17 protein-coding genes are annotated in these 20,685 nt (G+C 44.2%); 12 read left to right on the top strand and 5 right to left on the bottom strand.

Annotated features, from left to right (window positions below; all coding sequences use genetic code 11):
* Positions 1 to 236: 236 nt before the first annotated feature.
* The 10 genes from rpmB to ABDW33_RS05790 all read left to right on the top strand — a co-directional run bounded on the left by rpmB (position 237) and on the right by ABDW33_RS05790 (position 10,757).
* Complete coding sequence (rpmB, locus tag ABDW33_RS05835) at positions 237 to 473, top strand: 50S ribosomal protein L28 (protein ID WP_072357217.1); 237 nt, start codon at positions 237 to 239, stop codon at positions 471 to 473.
* A gap of 31 nt (positions 474 to 504) precedes the next feature.
* Entirely contained in the window at positions 505 to 687 is a 183-nt protein-coding gene (gene rpmG, locus ABDW33_RS05830) for a 50S ribosomal protein L33 (protein WP_012790733.1), read from the top strand.
* Between the two features lie 103 nt (positions 688 to 790).
* A complete protein-coding gene (locus ABDW33_RS05825; RefSeq protein ID WP_072357218.1) occupies positions 791 to 961 on the top strand; it encodes a DUF4295 family protein in 171 nt (56 codons plus the stop codon).
* Positions 962 to 1,133: 172 nt separating this feature from the next.
* Positions 1,134 to 2,096, top strand: a complete 963-nt coding sequence (gene ftsY, locus ABDW33_RS05820) for a signal recognition particle-docking protein FtsY (RefSeq protein ID WP_343689126.1) — start codon at positions 1,134 to 1,136, stop codon at positions 2,094 to 2,096.
* 126 nt (positions 2,097 to 2,222) lie between these two features.
* Entirely contained in the window at positions 2,223 to 3,092 is an 870-nt protein-coding gene (locus tag ABDW33_RS05815; protein WP_343689125.1) for a cupin-like domain-containing protein, read from the top strand.
* Positions 3,093 to 3,416: 324 nt separating this feature from the next.
* Positions 3,417 to 4,724 carry a 30S ribosomal protein S12 methylthiotransferase RimO gene (gene rimO / locus ABDW33_RS05810; protein ID WP_343689124.1) on the top strand — a complete coding sequence of 436 codons (1,308 nt, stop codon included), beginning with the start codon at positions 3,417 to 3,419 and terminating at the stop codon, positions 4,722 to 4,724.
* A gap of 169 nt (positions 4,725 to 4,893) precedes the next feature.
* Positions 4,894 to 6,639 (top strand): DEAD/DEAH box helicase, encoded by a 1,746-nt coding sequence (locus ABDW33_RS05805; protein WP_343689123.1) that lies wholly within the window; start codon positions 4,894 to 4,896, stop codon positions 6,637 to 6,639.
* Positions 6,640 to 6,784: 145 nt separating this feature from the next.
* Positions 6,785 to 8,719 carry a 1,4-alpha-glucan branching protein GlgB gene (glgB, locus tag ABDW33_RS05800; RefSeq protein WP_343689122.1) on the top strand — a complete coding sequence of 645 codons (1,935 nt, stop codon included), beginning with the start codon at positions 6,785 to 6,787 and terminating at the stop codon, positions 8,717 to 8,719.
* A 323-nt stretch (positions 8,720 to 9,042) separates the two neighbouring features.
* Entirely contained in the window at positions 9,043 to 9,969 is a 927-nt protein-coding gene (locus ABDW33_RS05795) for a DUF4382 domain-containing protein (RefSeq protein ID WP_343689121.1), read from the top strand.
* 191 nt (positions 9,970 to 10,160) lie between these two features.
* Positions 10,161 to 10,757 carry a hypothetical protein gene (locus ABDW33_RS05790; RefSeq protein ID WP_343689120.1) on the top strand — a complete coding sequence of 199 codons (597 nt, stop codon included), beginning with the start codon at positions 10,161 to 10,163 and terminating at the stop codon, positions 10,755 to 10,757.
* On the opposite strand, the gene ABDW33_RS05785 is transcribed toward ABDW33_RS05790, so the two are convergent.
* The 4 genes from ABDW33_RS05785 to ABDW33_RS05770 all read right to left on the bottom strand — a co-directional run bounded on the left by ABDW33_RS05785 (position 10,754) and on the right by ABDW33_RS05770 (position 16,032).
* Positions 10,754 to 11,407 carry a phosphatase PAP2 family protein gene (locus tag ABDW33_RS05785; protein WP_343689119.1) on the bottom strand — a complete coding sequence of 218 codons (654 nt, stop codon included), beginning with the start codon at positions 11,405 to 11,407 and terminating at the stop codon, positions 10,754 to 10,756. The two genes, ABDW33_RS05790 and ABDW33_RS05785, sit on opposite strands and share 4 nt — an antisense overlap.
* Before the next feature lie 146 nt (positions 11,408 to 11,553).
* On the bottom strand, positions 11,554 to 11,964 hold the full coding sequence (locus ABDW33_RS05780; protein ID WP_343689118.1) for a KGG domain-containing protein: 411 nt from the start codon (positions 11,962 to 11,964) through the stop codon (positions 11,554 to 11,556).
* A 512-nt stretch (positions 11,965 to 12,476) separates the two neighbouring features.
* Entirely contained in the window at positions 12,477 to 14,870 is a 2,394-nt protein-coding gene (locus ABDW33_RS05775) for a glycoside hydrolase family 31 protein (protein ID WP_343689117.1), read from the bottom strand.
* Positions 14,871 to 15,129: 259 nt separating this feature from the next.
* Entirely contained in the window at positions 15,130 to 16,032 is a 903-nt protein-coding gene (locus ABDW33_RS05770) for a YCF48-related protein (RefSeq protein ID WP_343689116.1), read from the bottom strand.
* A 263-nt stretch (positions 16,033 to 16,295) separates the two neighbouring features.
* On the opposite strand from ABDW33_RS05770, the gene ABDW33_RS05765 reads away from it, so the two are divergent.
* Both ABDW33_RS05765 and ABDW33_RS05760 read left to right on the top strand, forming a co-directional pair.
* Complete coding sequence (locus tag ABDW33_RS05765) at positions 16,296 to 19,433, top strand: triple tyrosine motif-containing protein (protein WP_343689115.1); 3,138 nt, start codon at positions 16,296 to 16,298, stop codon at positions 19,431 to 19,433.
* 55 nt (positions 19,434 to 19,488) lie between these two features.
* On the top strand, positions 19,489 to 20,157 hold the full coding sequence (locus ABDW33_RS05760) for a response regulator transcription factor (protein WP_083571340.1): 669 nt from the start codon (positions 19,489 to 19,491) through the stop codon (positions 20,155 to 20,157).
* A gap of 191 nt (positions 20,158 to 20,348) precedes the next feature.
* Here the strand turns inward: ABDW33_RS05760 and ABDW33_RS05755 are convergent, their stop codons facing one another.
* Entirely contained in the window at positions 20,349 to 20,504 is a 156-nt protein-coding gene (locus ABDW33_RS05755; protein ID WP_343689114.1) for a hypothetical protein, read from the bottom strand.
* Positions 20,505 to 20,685 lie beyond the last annotated feature (181 nt).

Raw genomic sequence — 20,685 nt, 5'->3', positions numbered from 1 at the left:
AGGAAGGGTTGTTATGATAACAATAACGACCGGGGTGGCCTGCCATAAGGCATTCCTGACAGACTTCTAAGGTGTGGGTATAAATATTTAAGGCGTTTCCTGCTTTTAAATCATTGAAACTCACCGCTTAATGTTGTAAAACATCAAATTAAATACTTTTATTCATTCATCACGGAATGTAATAGTTTGCAAATTCAAAATTATTTGCGACTTTTGCAGTCCAAAATTTTTCTATCATGGCAAGAGTATGTCAGGTGACAGGAAAGAAGCCTATTACGGGTCACCATGTTTCCTTCTCTAACATTAAGACTAAGAGAAGATTTCTGCCTAACCTGCAGAAAAAACGTTTTTTCCTGGCGGAAGAGGATCGCTGGATATCTTTGAAAGTTTCTGCTGATGCGTTAAGAACCATCAACAAAAACGGTTTGTATGCAGTAGTTAAAGAATTGCGTGCAGCTGGACAAACAATCTAATCGTAAGCATTCAACTTAATTTGTATACAAAATGGCAAAAAAAGGTAACAGGGTGCAGGTAATACTGGAGTGCACAGAACACAAAACTTCTGGTCAGCCAGGTACTTCCCGCTACATCAGCACCAAGAATAAAAAGAACACTCCTGAACGTCTGGAGTTGAAGAAGTACAATCCAATTTTAAGGAAAGTAACTGTACACAAAGAAATCAAATAATTGATCGTTAATGTTGGTAGTTAATCGTTTATCCTCTTGATGCGATTGGCAATTGACAGGGTAAATTTTTGACAATTCACTTAACTTTTAAGTAAAAAATATTATGGCAAAAGCAGCTTCCAAGAACTCGAAGGTAAAAGATGCTAAAGCAGCCGCTGAATCCAAAGTTTGGACTAAGGTGATCAAGGCTGTACGTTCTCCGAAAACTGGTGCATATACCTTTAAAGAGGCTATTGTGCACAAGGATAAGGTGCAGGAGTACATGGCTAAATAATTCGGCTTTATAAATTATATAGAAAGCTGTCTCGTTTACAAACGGGGCAGCTTTTTTCTTTAAGAGAAGAGGCGGGAACGATTACCCAGCTCCACATTTTTCTGTAAATTGGCGCTGTAATTATCATTTCATCCACATTTGTTCAGTCCGTCGCGGCAAAAAACAGACAGCTATGAGTTTTTTCAATAAGCTCTTTTCAAGAGAAAAGAAGGAAAGCCTGGATCAGGGATTACAAAAGACAAAGGAGAGTTTTCTTAGCAAGATTGGCCGTGCCATCGCCGGTAAGTCTACCGTCGATACCGAAGTACTCGATAGCCTCGAAGAAGCACTTGTATCTGCGGATGTAGGGGTGGATACCACGGTACAAATCATAGACAGGATCGAAAAGAGAGTATCTAAAGATAAATACCTGGGTACCGGCGAGCTGAATAAGATACTCCAGGAGGAAATCGCCAGTCTCCTTGTAGATGCCCCAGACAGTGGTTTCCGTGATTTCGATACCCCCACTGGCAAAAAGCCTTATGTGATTATGGTGGTAGGTGTGAACGGTGTTGGTAAGACGACCACTATCGGTAAGCTGGCATACAACTTCAAGAAGGCGGGCAAATCGGTATTACTTGGTGCGGCAGATACTTTTCGTGCCGCCGCAGTAGATCAGCTCACCATCTGGAGCGACCGTGTCGGAGTACCTATCGTTAAGCAGGCTATGGGTTCTGACCCGGGTGCCGTAGCATTTGATACTGTGCAGAGTGGAGCAGCGAAAGATGTAGATGTGATCATCATTGATACCGCCGGCCGTCTGCATAATAAAGCACACCTGATGGATGAGTTGAGCAAGATTAAACGTGTAATGAAGAAAGTACTGCCTGAAGCGCCTCACGAAGTGCTGCTGGTACTCGATGGCTCTACTGGTCAGAATGCACTGGAACAGGCCAGGCATTTTACTGCAGCAACAGAGGTGACTGCCCTGGCAATCACTAAACTGGATGGTACAGCTAAAGGTGGTGTGGTATTGGCCATTGCTAACCAATTTAAAATTCCTGTTAAATATATCGGTATTGGCGAAAAGATGGAAGATTTACAGGTCTTCAGTAAAGAAGAATTTGTAGATTCTCTGTTTAATATAAATAGCTGATTTTTAATATGATTATCAGAAGCCCTGCAAGCAATTGCAGGGCTTTTTTGTTGGGGTATCGGCATTATTATTGTTCTCGTATTGCACTCGCCAGGAGCGCAGAACATTCATTTACAATTCGTCTTTATGCATACTACCACCATAGATCGAGTTGAAAGTATTACCCCCGAAGATTTCAGAAAACGATATTACGAAGCCCGCAAACCAGTTATCATTACCGGATTGAGTAAGGATTGGGCAGCCTCCGCGAAATGGACCTGGAACTATTTCAAATCCATCGTAGGCAACCAGATGGTCGGTTTGTACAACAATGAAAGAGCCGGCGCCAGGACATTGGTGAATGGAGCCGATACATATATCAGGTTTGGCGATTACCTGGATATGGTGAAAGAGGGTCCTGTTCAACTGAGGATCTTTCTGTTCAATATATTTCAGCATGCGCCGCAGATCGTTAATGATTTTACGTGGCCGGATGAACTGGCCACAGGATTCTTAAAGAAATACCCGATGTTATTCGTAGGTGGTGCCGGTTCTGTGGCGCATATGCACTACGATATAGATATGTCACATATTTTCCATACACAGTTTATAGGACGCAAACGGGTATTGTTGCTCGAGAATAAGCAGTCTCCGTACATCTACCGGATGCCTTGTACAGTGGAGAGTGCAGCAAGTTTTGTGAACTGGCATGAGCAACTGGATACAGAGCGTTTCCCTGCGTTGAAGCGGGCACAGGGTTATACCGCTATACTGGAGCATGGAGAAACGCTTTTTATGCCGGGAGGATATTGGCACCATATGGAGTATATGGAGAGTGGGGTAGCGATGAGTTTACGGGCGCTGGATCATACATTGGCAGGAAAATTAAACGGCCTGTACCATATAGTCGGTCTAAGGGGAATGAATAACCTGATGATAAAAATAGCGCCTGAATGGTGGTATCACTATAAAAGGAGAGTCGCTGCCAGGCGGGCAGAACGTGTGCTGGTCTATTGAAATGCCATTCGGCCGGAAGACTTTTTTAAATTTTAACCAAAAGTGAGATCCCGCCAATGCCTGGTGATCGGCTGGGTTTGGTTGGCTCGAAATTAAATATTGCTACAATACGTTCACTAAATTGACGTTTATAGACAAATGGGAATTGACAATTCGTAATTAATTAACTATCTTTGCAATTCTTTGAACAAAATAACCCCCACTAAGGCTCATAGTCACTAAACAGCAAGTCTCGCTGTTCTCTTCGGTTTCGTGTCTGGATGTCTTCGTGGCGGTAATCAGACAAGCCATCTGCTTGTTTGCCCGAAAAAAAATTATTCGCGCTTGAAGACAAAAACTTTAAAGAAAGATAAGGTTAACATTATTACGCTTGGATGTTCCAAGAACATGGTAGATTCTGAGGTACTCAGCGGACAGCTGCTTGCCAATGAAATCGATGTGGTACATGAGAGTGCTAAGAAAGATCATAATATCGTAGTGGTCAACACCTGCGGTTTTATTGATAAAGCAAAAGAAGAATCCATCAATACCATTCTGGAACAGGTAGAATTGAAACAACACGGTCGTCTTGACAAAGTGTATGTGACCGGCTGTCTCAGTGAACGTTACCGCGGCGATCTTGAATCAGAAATCCCCGGTGTGGATGCCTGGTTCGGTACCATGGAACTGCCGCTTATTCTCAAGAAATTTGATGCTGATTATAAAGCAGAACTGATCGGTGAGAGATTGCTGAGTACACCTACCCATTACGCCTATCTGAAAATTGCAGAGGGTTGTAATCGTACCTGTTCATTTTGTGCAATTCCGTTGATGAGGGGAGGACACGTATCCAAGCCTATTGAAGCGATTATAACAGAAGCAGAAAAACTGGTGAACTCGGGAGTAAAAGAGATTATGCTCATTGCACAGGAACTGACTTATTATGGTCTGGATCTGTACAAGCAGCGTAAGCTGGCAGATCTGTTGCGTGCCCTGGCGAATGTGAAAGGATTGGAGTGGATTCGTCTGCATTATGCTTACCCGCACAAGTTCCCGATGGAAATATTGGATGTAATGAAGGAATTCCCGAATATCTGCAATTACATTGATATGCCGCTGCAGCATGCAGCAGATAATATGCTTAAAGCCATGAAGCGCCAGATCACCCGCGTGGAAATGGAAGAACTTGTCGCTGCCATCAGGGAAAAAGTTCCGGGTATTGCACTTCGCACCACACTGATCACCGGCTTCCCCGGTGAGACACTGGAAGATGTGGAAGAACTCAAAGCCTTCCTCGAAAAGATGCGTTTTGACAGGGTAGGGGTCTTTACCTACAGTCATGAAGAAGGCACCAGTGCCTATGATTTGGAAGATAATATCCCGGCAGAAGAAAAGGAACGCAGAGCACAGGAGATCATGGAAGTACAACAGGAAATCTCCCTCGAAAAAAATCAGGAGATGGTTGGAAAGATCTATCGTGTGATCGTAGACAAAAAAGAGTCAGGCCGTTATCTGGCGCGTACTGAATTTGATTCAGTAGAAGTAGATAATGAAGTGATCATCAACACCACGAAGCGTCTGAAACCCGGTGAATTTGTTAACGTAAGAATTACGAAGGCTTACGATTATGACCTGGAAGGTGAGCTTGTTTAGGCGCACAATCCAACGCAGGTATGAATGCGTAAGTTTTGTTCAGAGAAACAACAGGAAAAAGTAACCCAGTTGATACAAGTCGCTGGGATAATATACAAGGGCTCCCGACGGAGCCCGATCAAAGCAAATAATACCAGGGCTCCCGACGGAGCCTGATCAAAGCAAATCAATGACAACATTTGAAACCTTAGGCTTACAAGAGCCCATTTTGAAAGGAATCCAGGACCTCGGATTCGTAGCGCCTACACCGATACAGGAAAAAGCTATTCCTGTACTCCTCGGCGGAGACAGAGACTTCGTAGGTTTGGCCCAGACGGGCACCGGTAAGACGGCAGCATTTGGCCTGCCGCTGTTACAGCAGATTGATATTAAACAGCGTCACCCTCAGGGGCTTATATTATGCCCTACCCGTGAACTGTGCCTGCAAATCACCAATGACCTGAAGAACTTCAGCAAGCATTTGGGAGACGTGAGCATCGTGGCGGTATATGGCGGTTCCAGCATCGTGCAGCAATTGCGTGACCTGAAGAGAGGCGTACACATCGTAGTAGCTACTCCTGGTCGTTTGCTGGACATCATTGACCGTAAAGCGGTTAATTTCTCAAACGTACGTTATGTAGTACTGGATGAAGCAGATGAAATGCTGAACATGGGCTTCCAGGAAGACATCAACAGTATTCTCTCTAACACACCTGAAGAGAAAACCACCTGGTTGTTCTCTGCTACTATGCCACAGGAAGTACGTCGTATTGCACAGAAATATATGAGCGATCCGTTCGAACTGACTGTAGGGAATAAGAACAGTGGTAATGTCAACATTGAGCATGAATACTACGTGGTTCGTCCGCGCGAAAAATATGCGGCACTGAAACGTATCGTGGATTTCAACCCTGAGATCTTCGGTATCATCTTCACCCGTACTAAAATAGAATCACAGGAAATTGCAGAATCACTGATCCGTGATGGTTACAATGCAGATGCACTGCATGGTGATCTGACCCAGCAGCAGCGTGATAAGGTGATGAAGCGCTTCCGTGAAAAGTCACTGCAGGTACTGGTAGCAACAGACGTTGCTGCACGTGGTATCGACGTTGACAACGTAACGCACGTTATCAATTATGAACTGCCTGATGACGTTGAAAACTACACTCACCGTTCCGGTCGTACTGCACGTGCTGGTAAATCAGGTGTATCTATCGCTATCATCAGCAGCCGCGACATCGGTAAGATCCGCCAGATCGAGCGCGTGATCGGTAAGAAGTTTGTAAAAGCTGAAGTACCGGATGGCTTCGCAGTATGTGAAAAACAACTGTTTGGTCTCGTACATAAAGTACACAACGTAGTTGTAAACGAAGAGCAGATCGAACCATATCTGGAACGCATATTTGAAGAGTTCCAGGCTATGACCAAAGAAGAGATCATCAAGCGTTTTGCTTCTCTTGAGTTCAACCAGTTCCTTGAGTACTACCAGGATGCTCCTGATCTGAACGTGAAGGAAGAAAGACGTACTTTCGAAGGTGGTGAGCGTGGTGCAGCACGTGGTAATGGTAAATTTACCCGCCTGTTCATTAATCTGGGTTCAGTAGATGACTTTACCCGTGGTGATATGCTGCGTTACCTGTGCGATACCAGCGGTGTGCGTGGTAACAAGATTGGCCGTATTGATCTGAAAGGTGTTTACTCCTTCTTCGAAGTAGAAAACGATGTGGTTGATAAATTCCAGGAGACTTTCAAGAAAGCTGATTACAATGGTCGCAGTGTAAGAATTGAAATGTCGCAGGATGGCGATCGCCGCAGAAGTGGTGGTCCAGGCGGCGGCAGCCGTAACCGTGAAGATGGCGGTGGAAAACGTCGTTGGGAAGGTAGCGGTAGTGGCAGCGGTTCAGGCCGTCCTGGATTTAAGAAGAGATACTAATCGACTTAGATAAAGTGTAAATATCCCGTCTCGCTTGGCGAGACGGGATATTTTTTTGTGGCCGGATAGTTGATGATATGATCACGATTGGGCCTTCCAAATTCAAAATTTAAACTATCTTGTACCCACAGCCCTTTCCCGGTTTATGATAAAAGAAAACACGCATCAATTACAGCACGTAGAGCCCTTTTCTCTCTTCTCTGAGCAAGACATCAAACTGTTTCAGGAAGGGCAGCATCCGCACCTGTATGAAAAATTCGGCTCCCATCAAATCACCGTTCAGGGAGTAAGCGGTACTTATTTCGCCGTTTGGGCGCCTAATGCTATTTACTTATCTGTGATTGGCGATTTTAATGACTGGGATCAGTATCGTCACCATTTGTACCCCCGATGGGACAAATCGGGGATTTGGGAAGGTTTTATACCGCAGGTAGCACCGGGCACACGCTACAAGTACTTTATCCGTTCGAATACCGGGGAGGAGCTCCGTAAGGGAGATCCTTATGCAAAATACTGGGAACTGCGTCCTAAAACAGCCTCTATTACCTGGGAGCTGGATTATAAATGGAAGGACAGCAACTGGATGAAGACACGTGCGCAGCACAACAGTTTGCAAAGTCCTTATTCCGTATATGAAGTGCATCTGGGTAGCTGGCAGCGTCCTGAACCTGATAATCATGAAGTTTTTTATAATTATGGCGAAATAGCCGCGAGATTGATTCCTTATGTGAAAGAGATGGAGTTTACCCATGTGGAATTAATGCCGGTCATGGAGCATCCTTTTGATGGCTCGTGGGGATACCAGGGAACAGGGTACTATGCGCCCACCTCGCGGTATGGTACACCGCAGGAATTCATGGCATTTGTAGATGCATTTCACCAGGCTGGGATCGGGGTTATCCTGGATTGGGTGCCTTCACATTTTCCTTACGATGAGCATGGATTATTCCGTTTTGATGGAAGTCATACGTATGAGTACGCAGATATGCGCAAAGGCTTTCATCCTGACTGGAACAGTTATATATTCAACTATGCACGCAACGAGGTACGGTCTTTCCTGCTGAGCAATGCCATATTCTGGTTAGATAAATTTCATGCAGACGGATTGCGTGTAGATGCTGTAGCGTCCATGATCCATTTGAACTATTCACGTGAAGCAGGTGCATGGGAACCAAATGAGCATGGGGGAGAGGAGAACCTGGAAGCCATTTCTTTCCTGAAGAACATGAATGCGACCATTTATTCTCTCTTCCCGGATGTGCAGACCATTGCTGAGGAGTCTACTTCATTTTACGGCGTATCAAAACCCGTGTTTATGGGGGGCCTGGGCTTTGGTATGAAGTGGATGATGGGATGGATGAATGATACGCTGGCGTATTTTAAACGGGATCCTTATTATAGAAAGGCCCATCAGGATCAGCTCACATTTAGCATTGCCTATGCATTTACGGAGAATTTTATGTTGCCGCTGAGTCACGACGAGGTGGTGCATGGTAAATCGCCTATGTTGTATAAAATGCCTGGTGACGACTGGCAGAAGTTTGCAAACCTGCGATTGATGTACAGTTATATGTTCACACATCCGGGAACAAAGTTATTGTTCATGGGAGATGAATTTGGACAAACAACGGAGTGGAATTATAAATCTCAGCTCGACTGGCATCTGATGGAACATCTCTCGCATCAGGGCCTAAAAGCTTTTGTGAAGGCTTTGAATAACTTGTACAGAACAACACCTGCATTGTACATAAAACAGTTCGAGTATTATGGATTTGAGTGGGTGAGTGTATCTGATTATGATAACAGTGTATTGGCATATCTGAGAAAGGGTATGGATCCTGCTGAAGATATTTTGATCGTGCTGAATATGACACCTGTGGCAAGAGAGAATTATTTGCTGGCAGTGAGTGAAGCTGGTAGCTGGAAAGAAGTGTTGAATAGTGATGCCACCGCGTTTTTTGGAAGTGGTGTGATCAATACAGCTATAGTAAACGCAGAGAAACAGGCATACAATGGTAAAGAGTATACTTTGCTGCTAAGGTTACCGCCACTGGGTGCTGCAATATTTAAGAAAGTGTAGCTATAATCATATTAAAAGTAATGAAGTCCTTTCCTGCCGGGAAGGGCTTTTTTTTTGGGATTCATCTTTGCGACAAAATCCCTGAATTCCGCGATGAATCCCTAACAGAACGTGTGCTAAATTGCATATAGTAATTGAATTTCATCTTTATAAGAAATTGAAAAATAAATAAATAGAAGTCTGTATAAAAAATAATCATATACTGTTAAACTTTTGTTTATTTCTTCCATCTAAAATTAGCCTACTAATAACAGTAGTAAAAATTATGCAAGTCTGTAGGTAGGCTGAATCTTTATTTTTTAAACAATAAAACCATTCTTTTTATGAAGACCTATCTCCGCACTTCCGGATGGGGGCTAGCCATGTTAGTATTGTTGGCTGTAGCTGTGTATTCCTGCAAAAAGGATAACTCCGGCTCTTCAACAGCGCCCGGGGCCAACCAACAGAAACTGAACATCTTCCTGGCGGATGATCCGGGCAGCCGTTTTGACAATGTATTTCTTGACATCAGGTCTGTGCAGGTACTGATCGACACCTGTGACGGTTCCAATGGAAAAAGAAAGGGTGACGACAATGGTGGAGACGCTGATTGGGGCAGCGATTACAACCGTTGTCACTGGGGCGAAGAGCACAACGATCGGGACGATTCATGCAAGATCTGGGATTCACTGGCGATTTCTCCGGGGGTATACGATATCCTCTCGCTGCGTAACGGCGCTGACACCTTACTCTCTGAAGGTGTAGTACCTGCAGGTAAGGTGAGAAGAATTCAGATCAACCTTGGGGCAAACAGTTATGTTGTAAAAGACAGCGTACAGTATCCGTTGAAAGCAGTGAACGGTCAGGTTAAACTGGTGGTAAACATTCGTCCTGAAGAATGGGAAGAATACCAGAGCGGTCATTACCGTCTGTGGCTGGATTTCGATGTGGACCGTTCTATTGTTCAAACCGGCAATGGAAAGTTTATTCTGCGTCCGGTAATTCATGTATTCCTGGTATCTGAAACAGGCAGCATCTCTGGTAAAGTAACGCCATATGATGCCTATCCGGTACTGACCGTGTACAATGGTACTGACACTGCGTATGCTTTGCCATGGAAGAATGGAGAATGGAAGATCAGAGGCTTGCAGACAGGTACTTACAATGTATTTGTAAACGCATCCAATGGATATGCAGATACGACCATTACTGGTATTAAGATCGAGACTGGTAAGAATACGTCGGTAGATGCCATCAAACTGAGCAAGTAGTATAGAAACGGGACATAAGGAATAAGACATAAATCATAAAATGAGAGGCTATATCGTTATTGATATAGCCTCTTTTCGTTGTTAGAAAAAAGTGAACTTTGTCAGGATCAGAAAGGTGATGAAAGACAACAGGCAATGGGATACCAGGTGAGATATGATAAAAATTACTAACTTGTGAAAAATACTTCTGAATGAGAAAACTCCTCGTATTTTCTGTACTACAACTGTTATGCGTATTTGTGTATTCGCAGGGCTTTACAATTAAACAAAACAAAAAGGACGACCAACAACGCAAGCAGGGCGAATGGTCCGAAGAAGTAGCGGCCACCAGGGGAGAAGATGGTTACACCTGGGAAGGCAACTATGTTGATGATCGCAAGGAAGGTGTTTGGAAAAAATATGCGCAATCTGGTGCTATGATTGCCAAAGAAACCTACAAACATAACGTACTGAACGGTCCTGCCCAATATTTCTACCTGAATGGCGCGCTGAGTGCGGAGGGAAATTTTGTAGCCAAAGATATTGACGATACTATTGAAACTTACCGCGTGATCGATCCCATTACCCAGGAGGAAAAGTTTGAAGAGATTAAGAGGAACGCCACCTCGCTCCGCGATGGCCTGTGGAAGGTTTACGATGAGGATGGGAACATGGTCAAGGAATATTACAAAAGGGGAGAGCCGGTAAGTCCTGAAGAACTGGACACTATTACCAACAAGGTACCGAAGAAACTTCCAACCCAACCGTCACAGTTACCGCATCAGGCAACAGGGACTAAAAAGCACTAATCATTTTTCCTGCTCAGTGCACCATTCCAACCAGCATTCCGGAAGAATGTCCGATTGTTAAACCAGGAGATCCAACAGGTCACAACTACTACTGCTTCAAAAGACCCGGCTGTCACATCTTCGAAGAAGTGCTGACTGAGGTACATTCTGGAATAAGCTACCAGTACGGCCAGCAGAAAGTAAATACATCCGTACCATTTGCGGGGACTTATAAAAGTCAGCACGACAGCGGTGGTAAACGCGCATACGGTATGTCCCGAAGGAAAGCTGAAATGATTTGAGAGCACTTCTACATCTGGTACCCAGTAGATGGCACGGGGTGAATCGGTGAAGTACAATTTAGGCCTTGGTGCGCTCACCAGGTACTTGAGTGGAAAATTTATCATGCTGGTCAGCAGGTAGCTGCTGGCCAGCAATAAACTGTAACGATAGTTTACAAATAACAGTATTAAAACCACACATGTGGCGGTAGTCGCACTACCCATCTCGGTCGCATACCGGAAAAAAATATCGCCTGCGGGGAAATGTAACCCATTAATAAAAAAGTAAATCTCTTCTCTTGTAAAGATGATTTTTAGGGTTATAGCGATGGCAAAAAGTATTGAATAAGGGATCAGAAAATATTGAAGTTGACGGATGGTAGCTTTCATAATAGGAATAAAAATAATCTGATTTTCTATTCCCTGGAAAAAATTCTCTATTGTGGAAATTCTCCCTCATATAAAAAAGGGATTACCGCAATGTGGGTTCCACATTTCAGGCAATCCCTCTTTGGGAAAAACTTCAGGGCAAACGGTTATTCAGCGTTCTGTTGTTGCTGTGCTTTCTTTCTTTTATTGTGCGCTGCTTCTCCGCCTTTCTTACCAATTTCGGCCATATGCTGTCTGTTCCGGCTTACTGCTACGCCGCCCTTACGTCCGGCTTCACGAGCTTCCGCAGAATTAAACTCATGGGCTACGCCTTGTGCATGTGCAGCACGACCGCCCTTGCTGGCTATCGCCCGTTGCATTGCTGCATCCATAGAGGCGAAGCCACGTTTATCTTTGCGACTTGGAGTTTCTGATTTCGATTTTTCTTCGCCTTCAGAAGTGTGACTCTGGTGAGCATGGTTACCATGTTGCTCATGTCCATGATTGTGATTGTGCGAATGCTCCCTTTCGAGTTTTTCTTGTTCCTGGGTGAAGTGATTGTTTTGTTCTGCAGCCATAAGAAATGAATTTTGAAAGGTTTAATAATGGGTTCCGTTTAACGTCAGATAATAAAACATATTTCTCTGCCAAAGGAGGCACAACTATTATGCCGTGTATTTATAACCCATTGTATTACAGTGTTACGCATACTATTTCTTGCTAAGTCACCGCGGTATGCGTGGAGGATGCTTAACAAAATGTAGCGAATCTGCCCTTATTCTAAACAATTTGTTAAAGAAATGGTTGTGGTAACAAAGGAATTTGATTTCATAACTTCTTATTAACGAAATATGTTTCGTTCAGTGTTGAACGTTCCGTTCATTTTGTTCATTTTGATAGGACTGTTTGTGTATACGTTATAACGTGTTAATTTTGATTAACTCTAAAGTTGGCATAGGTTATGAAAAGGCACTAAGATCTCAATCTACAGTGCCCTTTTTTTTTAAATCAAAATGGGTTTAAAACTACGAATCCCAAATCCTCAGGCATGAGAATTTGGGATTTGTAGTTTTATGAAATCACCGGCAGGTTATCGTATTATCAGTGTCTCGAATTTACGTTCTGCAATGATTTTGAACACACCGGCAGCAGCATTGGCAGCAGAGAGTTTTACCGCCTTGCCATCGATGATATATTCCTTTGGTTTGAATGGCAATCCATGTACATAAATATGATGCTTTTTGTAGGCTGCATCATAGTTGCCAAAGTAGCGTTTCCTGAGTTCAAACTGCTGTTTTGTTGATACCTGTTTGAAACGAATATTATTGTACTGGCCATTCTTATAACCATAATGATCGCCTGCATCTTCGTAGAGCACACTGTTGGTAACTACATCGCTGTAATACACATGCAGGATCATTTCTTCCGCTTCTCTTTGTTCTACATACTGGATCTTGTTGTAGTGAGGAATTACAGCACCTGCTCTTACAAACAGCGGCATTTCTTCCAGCGGAGTAGCCACCTTTACGGATTGCTTTCCTGTATACAACTGGTCATTCCAGTAGTAGTACCATTGTCCTGCGGGCAGATAGACTTCTTTTTCCTTCATGCCTTTTTCGCTGACGTGGCTAATGAGCAAGTTATCGCCCAGCATGAATTCATGTGTACGTTCGTGGGTTTCTTTGTCATGCTGATCTACGAATGCCAGCGGGCGCATCATAGGAGTACCGTTCACACTGTACTGCCAGAAGGTCGTATACAGATATGGTAGCAACTGGTAGCGCAGCTGAATGAATTTCTTAGCGACGAGTTCGTATTCACTACCAAAGCTCCACGGTTCCTGGTTGAAACCGGTTTCATTGCTGGCAGAGTGCGTACGCATCAGTGGGTGGAATACTGCCAGTTGTATCCAGCGAACATACAGTTCGCCATCCGGCTCACCGATAAATCCACCGATATCGCTGCCGACAAAGGAGATACCGGATACAGCCAGTCGCTGTGCCTGTATTGTTGCCAGCCAGAGGTGATCCCAGCTGCTTACATTATCGCCTGTCCACAGCGAAGTCCAGCGCTGCGCACCTGCATAGCAGGACCTGCTGATCACAAATGGACGATGCGGCATAAGGTATTTGCGCATACCAGCTTCCGTCGATTTGCTCATGAGATGGCCGTAAATATTGTGTGCTTTTCGATGGCTTACTGCCTCGCCATCGTAGTCGTGGCGTACATCTTCGGGGAAGGTACCCATTTCGAATACGGCGGGTTCGTTCATATCATTCCATACACCACGCACACCGGTATCCACTAATCCTTTGAAAAGACTCGCCCACCATTTTCTTACTTCAGGATTGGTATAGTCAGGGAATACGCATTTGCCGGGCCATACATCTCCTTCCATGAGTGCGCCATCGGCACGCTTACAGAAATAATCTTTTTGAATACCCTGCTGATAGATTGCATAATCAGGGTCTACCTTTATGCCCGGATCAATGATTACGACGATCTTGAAGCCCATTGCAGCAAGGTCTTTGATCAGTCCGGCAGGTTCAGGAAATCCTTCTTTACTCCATGTAAAACAACGGAAGCCCTCCATGTAATCGATGTCAAGATGAATTACATCACAGGGAATTTCACGTTTACGGAATTCAGCGGCGATTTCTCTCACACGCTTATCGGGGTAATAGCTCCACCGGCATTGCTGGTAGCCGAGCGCCCAAAGGGGCGGCAGTTCAGCTGTACCGGTGATCTTTGTATATCCTTCGGCTACCTGTAGTAATTCAGGGCCGTAAATGAAGTAGTAATTCATTTCACCGCCTCTTGCCCAGAAGCTCGTTGTATTTTCTCTTTCCTTACCAAAATCAAAGATGGTACGAAAGGTATTGTCAAAGAAAATACCGTATCCGATGCCCTGGTGCAGGCCGTAGTAAAACGGAATATTTCTGTAGAGAGGATCTGTATCTTTCTGGTAGCCGTAAGCATCAGTGCCGTAGTTCTCTACCCGCTTACCGTGCATGTTGAGATCTGTCGGCTTATCACCCATGCCATAGAAGCATTCACCTTCCTGGATCTGCTTGCTGCAGTAGACAATTTTACCGCCTTTTTGCAGGTAATACTGCCAGTGGAAACCCATTTCGTCCTGATTGATAATGCGGCCTTCCGAGTCAGTGATCGTAAGGCGCAGATCATCGCGGTTGATGTAGACGCGCAGGATGTCTGTGTAGAGTTCAAAGTTTTCTTCGTACTCACGCAAGCCAAAGTTGACAGGTGTTTCTTCCAGCCGGTCGCTTACCGCATACGAGAAATCACGTTGAAACTTTCCATCAGCAGCGTAGCGGAACCGGATGATCTTATCTGATATGATCCTTACTTCCAGGATGGTCTCTGACGTATAAAAATAGAAGTAGTTACCTTCTTTTTTCCACTCTTTAATTGTATCCGGATAGTGCTTCACGGAATACTTACCAGATGAGGTCGTTACTTGCATAGTTCGCTTTTATTAAAACCGTTCTCTTTCCCTATCGGTGCCTAAATTAGGCAAAAAAATATTGTTATAACAGTGTTTCGATTTTATATCGTTCGGCCCTGATTATCTGCCGTTTACCTGTAAAAATAACACATTCGCGAAAATTTACATACAAGTAATTCAATCCCGCGTTATCTTTCCACCCTGAATAATATACTTTTTGCTTTAACCTATTTTCCGGGGGTGTTTTTCAATACCCCTTTTTTATTAAGGTGAATGCTCAGGGCAGTGCTATTATCCCCAGTTTACGGCTGCCGGCCAGCCAGATCTTCTTTCCATTTGGCGATACGCCTGCTACATGAAATCCCTGTTCACTGATTTTTTCCCAATGTACGCCTCCATCTCTGGATATGTCTGTACCGGAAGTGCCTGTGGCGAGAAATACATTGGCCTTTACATATACTACGCAGGAGCGGAATCCTGCAGGCGGGGCTGGAGAGACCTTCCAGGTTTTACCGTAATCAGTTGTGTATACACAATTTTTAGTAGTGTCTTTATCATGCTGATAATCACCACCTACGATCACCCCTGTTTTACCATCCGGTTTGAATGCCAGTGAAAAAGCCCCTTTGCTGGGGCTACCTTGTGTGATAGGTAGTAAGATAGGGGTAGCGCCATCGGTGCCGGGAATGTACCTGCTTACCAGTCCTCCTGTGATGGTACCACCCTGGTTATTGGCCAATGGTACCACATTCGTACCGCTGGCGGCAAAAAGTGCTTCCCCCGGCAGGGCTACCAGTGAATGGCTAATTTGTTTCCAATGTTCACCGCCGTCTTCCGTCACAATAACAACAAATTTATTTTCTGGTGGCATGGGGTCTCCGATTGCCAATCCTTTTTTATCAGTCAGAAATGCGATATCATCAAAAAAAATGCCTTTTGTCGTATCCGCGTATTGAAGTCGCCAATTTTTTCCTCCATCTGTAGTCAGCATCACGTGGGCTGGTGATCCTGCATTTAAAAGCAGCGCCCGCTCTTTGCTGAATGCCTGCAGGCTACGCCAGTCGGCGCTGTCATGGTCGGGTACTTTCATCCACTGCCAGTGTAAACCCCCATCAGTGCTCAATCCTGCCTGTCCGCCGGTGCCAGATACCCATATTGTAGAGTCATCGACAACTGCCATTCCTCTGATACTGGCTATGGGTGGCGGGGATAGTAATTTGATAGTTGGTTTTTGCTGCGCGGCTGCGGGAAAAATATAACAAAATAGTACCGAATGCAGGAGCAGTAAGGATTTAAGGTATCTGTACATGGGTTATTATTGAATGTTAAGGCAAGAAAATTACAAAATCATTAGAAAGTGTGTAGCAGATTTATATATTTGCAAGCACTGCGTTTTTGTGGACACAGTTAAACATGCATTACTAACCTCTTTTAACTTTTATATTGTCATTGCAACGGGCGGCGCAGATAATAAGGACTATTTTATTGTTTTTCCTATGCACCTTACCAGTGACTGTGTTGCAGGCGCAGGAAAAGCCGTATATATTCGACTCATATGGGGTGAATGAAGGGCTTTCACAGAATTCTGTGTATGACATCCTGGAAGATACGCAGGGGTTTATGTGGATTGCTACGCACGATGGTGTAAACCGTTTTGATGGCTATGTGTTCAATGAATACCGCTACAACCCCAGTTCCCGGGAGATAGCGGGGCAGGGGAAGGGCAATCTGGGTACGCGTACCAACACCGGTGGCCGTGCGCTCATCAACCGCTTCGCCCTCAAAGGCTACAAAGGGTACTCCCTGTACCGGAATGCCCGTCATCAGCTCATTCTTACGCACAACTATGGTATCAGTGTCTATGATGAGTATCGTAACAGTTTTGAAAATGTGCTGGAAGATACCACCTGGGCAAGTAATGCAGAGCGGGATACCGGTAGCAAGTTTAAAATTCTGGGAGAGGACACTGCTCAGAATGCCCTGTATGTATGGCGTCCTGCCAAGGGGCTTTATGTACTGGACTATAAAACATATGCTATCCGGCGACTGATCCTTTATCCTCCGGCCATGATGCGGAAAGGATTGTCGGCAACCGCCGTGATAAAAGATGCCAACACCATATGGATGAACTTTGAGGCAGGCGAATTGCTGGCCATGAACACCAAAACTCTCCGCGTTACTACGTACTGTTTGCCTGGAATTACCACTCACCCTGTAATACGTAACCTCAACAGCGACACACTCATTATTGCATCACAAGGACATGTTGTCATCTTCAATAAGAAACTGAATAAATACACAGACTTTACCTTTAATCAGCATGATGAGAAGGATATTTCTTTTGTGCCGCTCTGCATGGAGCTGGATCAGCATGGCAACGTGTGGATCGGGGGGACAGACGGGATTATTGTGTATAGCATGAAGCATAATGAAATCATCAATCATATCGTTACGTTCAACGGCTCTGAAACCAGGAGCTGGAATGTAGTGACTTACCTCTATCGTGATGCCAGCGACAATATGTGGGTAGGTACAGACGGTGATGGTATCAAGAAATATTCTCCCAACAAGAAGGTCTTTAACCTGTACCGTTCACCCTTTATCACCCACAATATGGTGAGGGCGGTGTACAAGCATGATGACGGTAAGCTCTATGTAGGACTCATGCACGATGGTCTGGATATCTACGAGAAGGGCGGAAAGTGGCTGGAACGTATACCAGGAGATGATGGGAGAAACAATATATTCCCTGCCAAGAATCTGAATGCTATCTGCAGAGAGGATTTTGAACACCTCTGGTTTCATTTTTCCGATATGTACATCGGTTTGTTCAATGTACATACTCATCGTTTTGAAGACCTCACTGCTTCCGTCAGGGCACTCGGCATGCCTAACCAGGAAGATATCTATCCTTTCCTGTTTAAGCGCAATACGGGCGAGATCTACTTCAATTATGGCAGTTATCTGCTGCAAATGATGCCGGTGGGCAAAACTTACAAAGCATCAATTATACATGAATTCCCGGATGAAATACTCACTACTTATTTCGAAGATTTTCTGGGGAATAAATACGTTGGTACAAAGGTAGCGGTGTACGTGAAAATTGCAGATAGTCCCAGCTGGGAAAAGATCATTTTACCGCCGGGCACGATTGTAAAATCAATCAACAAAAATGCGCATAAGCAACTCCTGGTCGCAACTTCAAAGGGGTTGTTCGTGCTGGACGAAAAGAACCGGATCATACAGCATTACAATAGTTATACTTTCCCTTCACTGGTAAATGATTATTTCTATGGTGTACTGCTGGACGATAAAGACCGCATTTGGGTAAGCCATAACAAAGGCCTTTCCCAGATCAACCAGATTACTGATGAGATTACTACCTACAATTACGAGGATGGTTTGCAATCAAACGAATTCAATACCGGGGCATTCTATAAATCTACCGATGGCGAATTGTTCTTTGGCGGCATTCGTGGTGTGAATGGTTTTTATCCAAAGGATTTCAGGAATAACCCTTCCAAACCCAAAGTAGTGATCATGCGTATGGAAGTATTGGATAAGCCGTATGAATCGGATACAGCGTTGTCCTTGCTGCGCAGGATTGAACTGCCATATAATCATAACACCATTGCGATAGAATTTGTACCGCTCGAATTTACCAATCCACTGAAGAATAAGGTGCAGTATAAACTGGATGGTGCGGATGAAGACTGGGTGCAGGCGGGTACCTTCAGAATGGCCCGGTATACCAATCTGCGGCCGGGTACGTACACATTTAATGTGAGGGCATCGAACAATGACGACATATGGAACAGTACGCCTACCACGCTGGAGATCGTAATCCGGATACCCTTCTGGCAGTCGCTGTGGTTCAGGTTCCTGCTATTGCTGTTGTTGCTGGGGGTAGCGTATTACTTTTCCACGCTATACCTCGATTACAAGATCAGGCATGAGAAACTTAAACTGGAGAAGGAGCAGGCGGTGGATCAGGAGCGTGCGCGTATATCGAGCGACATGCACGATGATCTCGGTTCCGGCTTGTCTACGATACGATTACTCAGTGAAATTGCGAAGCGTAAGATCCAGGATACTAACCAGACGAGAGAGATAGAGCGGATTTCGGAAGCAGCGGGTGAGCTGGTAGACAAAATGAGTGAAATAATTTGGGCGATGAACTCTTCCAATGATTCTTTGGAGAATTTGATCGCATATATGCGTAGCTTTGCAGCCGACTTTCTGGAACATGCACATATTACGCATCAGTTTTATATTCCGGAAAGCATACCCAATATTAAGCTGAGTGGCGGAACCAGGCGGAACATTTACCTTGCTGTGAAGGAATCCTTACACAACGTGGTGAAACATGCACAGGCTACCGAAGTAGTCATACAAATAGAAATGCATAAGAATATGACCATTATGATTAAAGATAATGGTAAGGGCTTTGATCAGGAGAAAGTCAGGTTGTTTGGAAACGGTCTGAAAAACATCCAGAAAAGAATGGCAGCGGTAGGTGGCTCAGCTGATATCTCGTCAGACAATGGAACCAGAGTTTTCCTGGATATACCATTAATTTAATTATATATTTGTATTATTGGGTTGACCTCATAGAAAATAATAACAACTGATATAAATGACTGTATACTCTAAGAAGAAATCGCAGGATAACATGGATATTATATCTGTGGCGATTGTTGAAGATAACCATGATATTCGTACAGCCATGGAACTGTTGATCAATGGCTCCGATGGTTATGCGTGTATTGGTGCCTTCAATAATGCGGAGACGGCCGTTGAACAGATCCCCAATTTGTTACCCAACGTAGTATTGATGGATTTTAATCTGCCGGGCGGGATGAATGGCATCGAGTGCATTGCACGGCTGAAAAACGAATATCCGGACATGCATTTTATGATGCTGACAGTGTATGAGGACGATGATAAGATCTTTCAGGCACTGGAAGCCGGCGCGAGCGGTTACATTTTGAAAAAGACACCTCCGGGTGAACTATTGGAAGCAATCAGAGATCTGCATGAAGGAGGTTCTCCTATGAGTTCACAGATTGCCAGAAGGGTAGTGGCCTATTTCCAGAAACAAGCGAAACCCAATCCGGCGCTGGAAGCCCTGACTTCCAGGGAAAAGGAGATCCTGGATCAGTTAAGTAAGGGATTTTTATACAAAGAGATAGCCAGTAACTTATTCATTTCCATTGAAACGGTAAGAAGACACGTGCATAATATTTACGAAAAGTTGCATGTGAGAAGTCGTACGGATGCAGTGAATAAATACTATAACAGATAACATTTTTTAAATTAAAAAGCCGGATTGCATAGCGATCCGGCTTTTTTAGTTAGGTTGGTCAGTTACGCACGCACTCGCTTACGCACAAGGTGCACTAATAGCACCATTGAGGCAATAATAATACATGCCAACTTGAATAACAGACTGGTTCTCATAGGAAATGAAGTGATTTTAGGAGATTGAAACAAAAACTATCTCATCATCTGCCAGGAGTCAAACTTCTGGATCAGCTTGATGAAAGTACTGCTTAGACGGTTCATGGAGCGTTGCTCCTTATTTACGAGGTAAGTTACTACGAATGCTGCTGCGAGCATAGCTATTACGATGATCAGGAAGAATGTTTTCATAGATTAGGACATAGGTGTTAAGACAAAAAACGTTACTTCGTAAATATAGAAAATTTACTCATGTAAAGATAGCACAGTAAGTAACATTTAAGTGTAATTTTGCATAGGTTTTTGTGAAAAATACCGGAAAGCAGGGAGGAAATTCGGAATCTGAGGGCTCATTTTACTATTAAATTCATCA

This window comes from Chitinophaga sp., assembly GCF_039596155.1.
GTDB lineage: Bacteria > Bacteroidota > Bacteroidia > Chitinophagales > Chitinophagaceae > Chitinophaga.
This window is presented reverse-complemented; position numbering and strand designations above follow the sequence as displayed.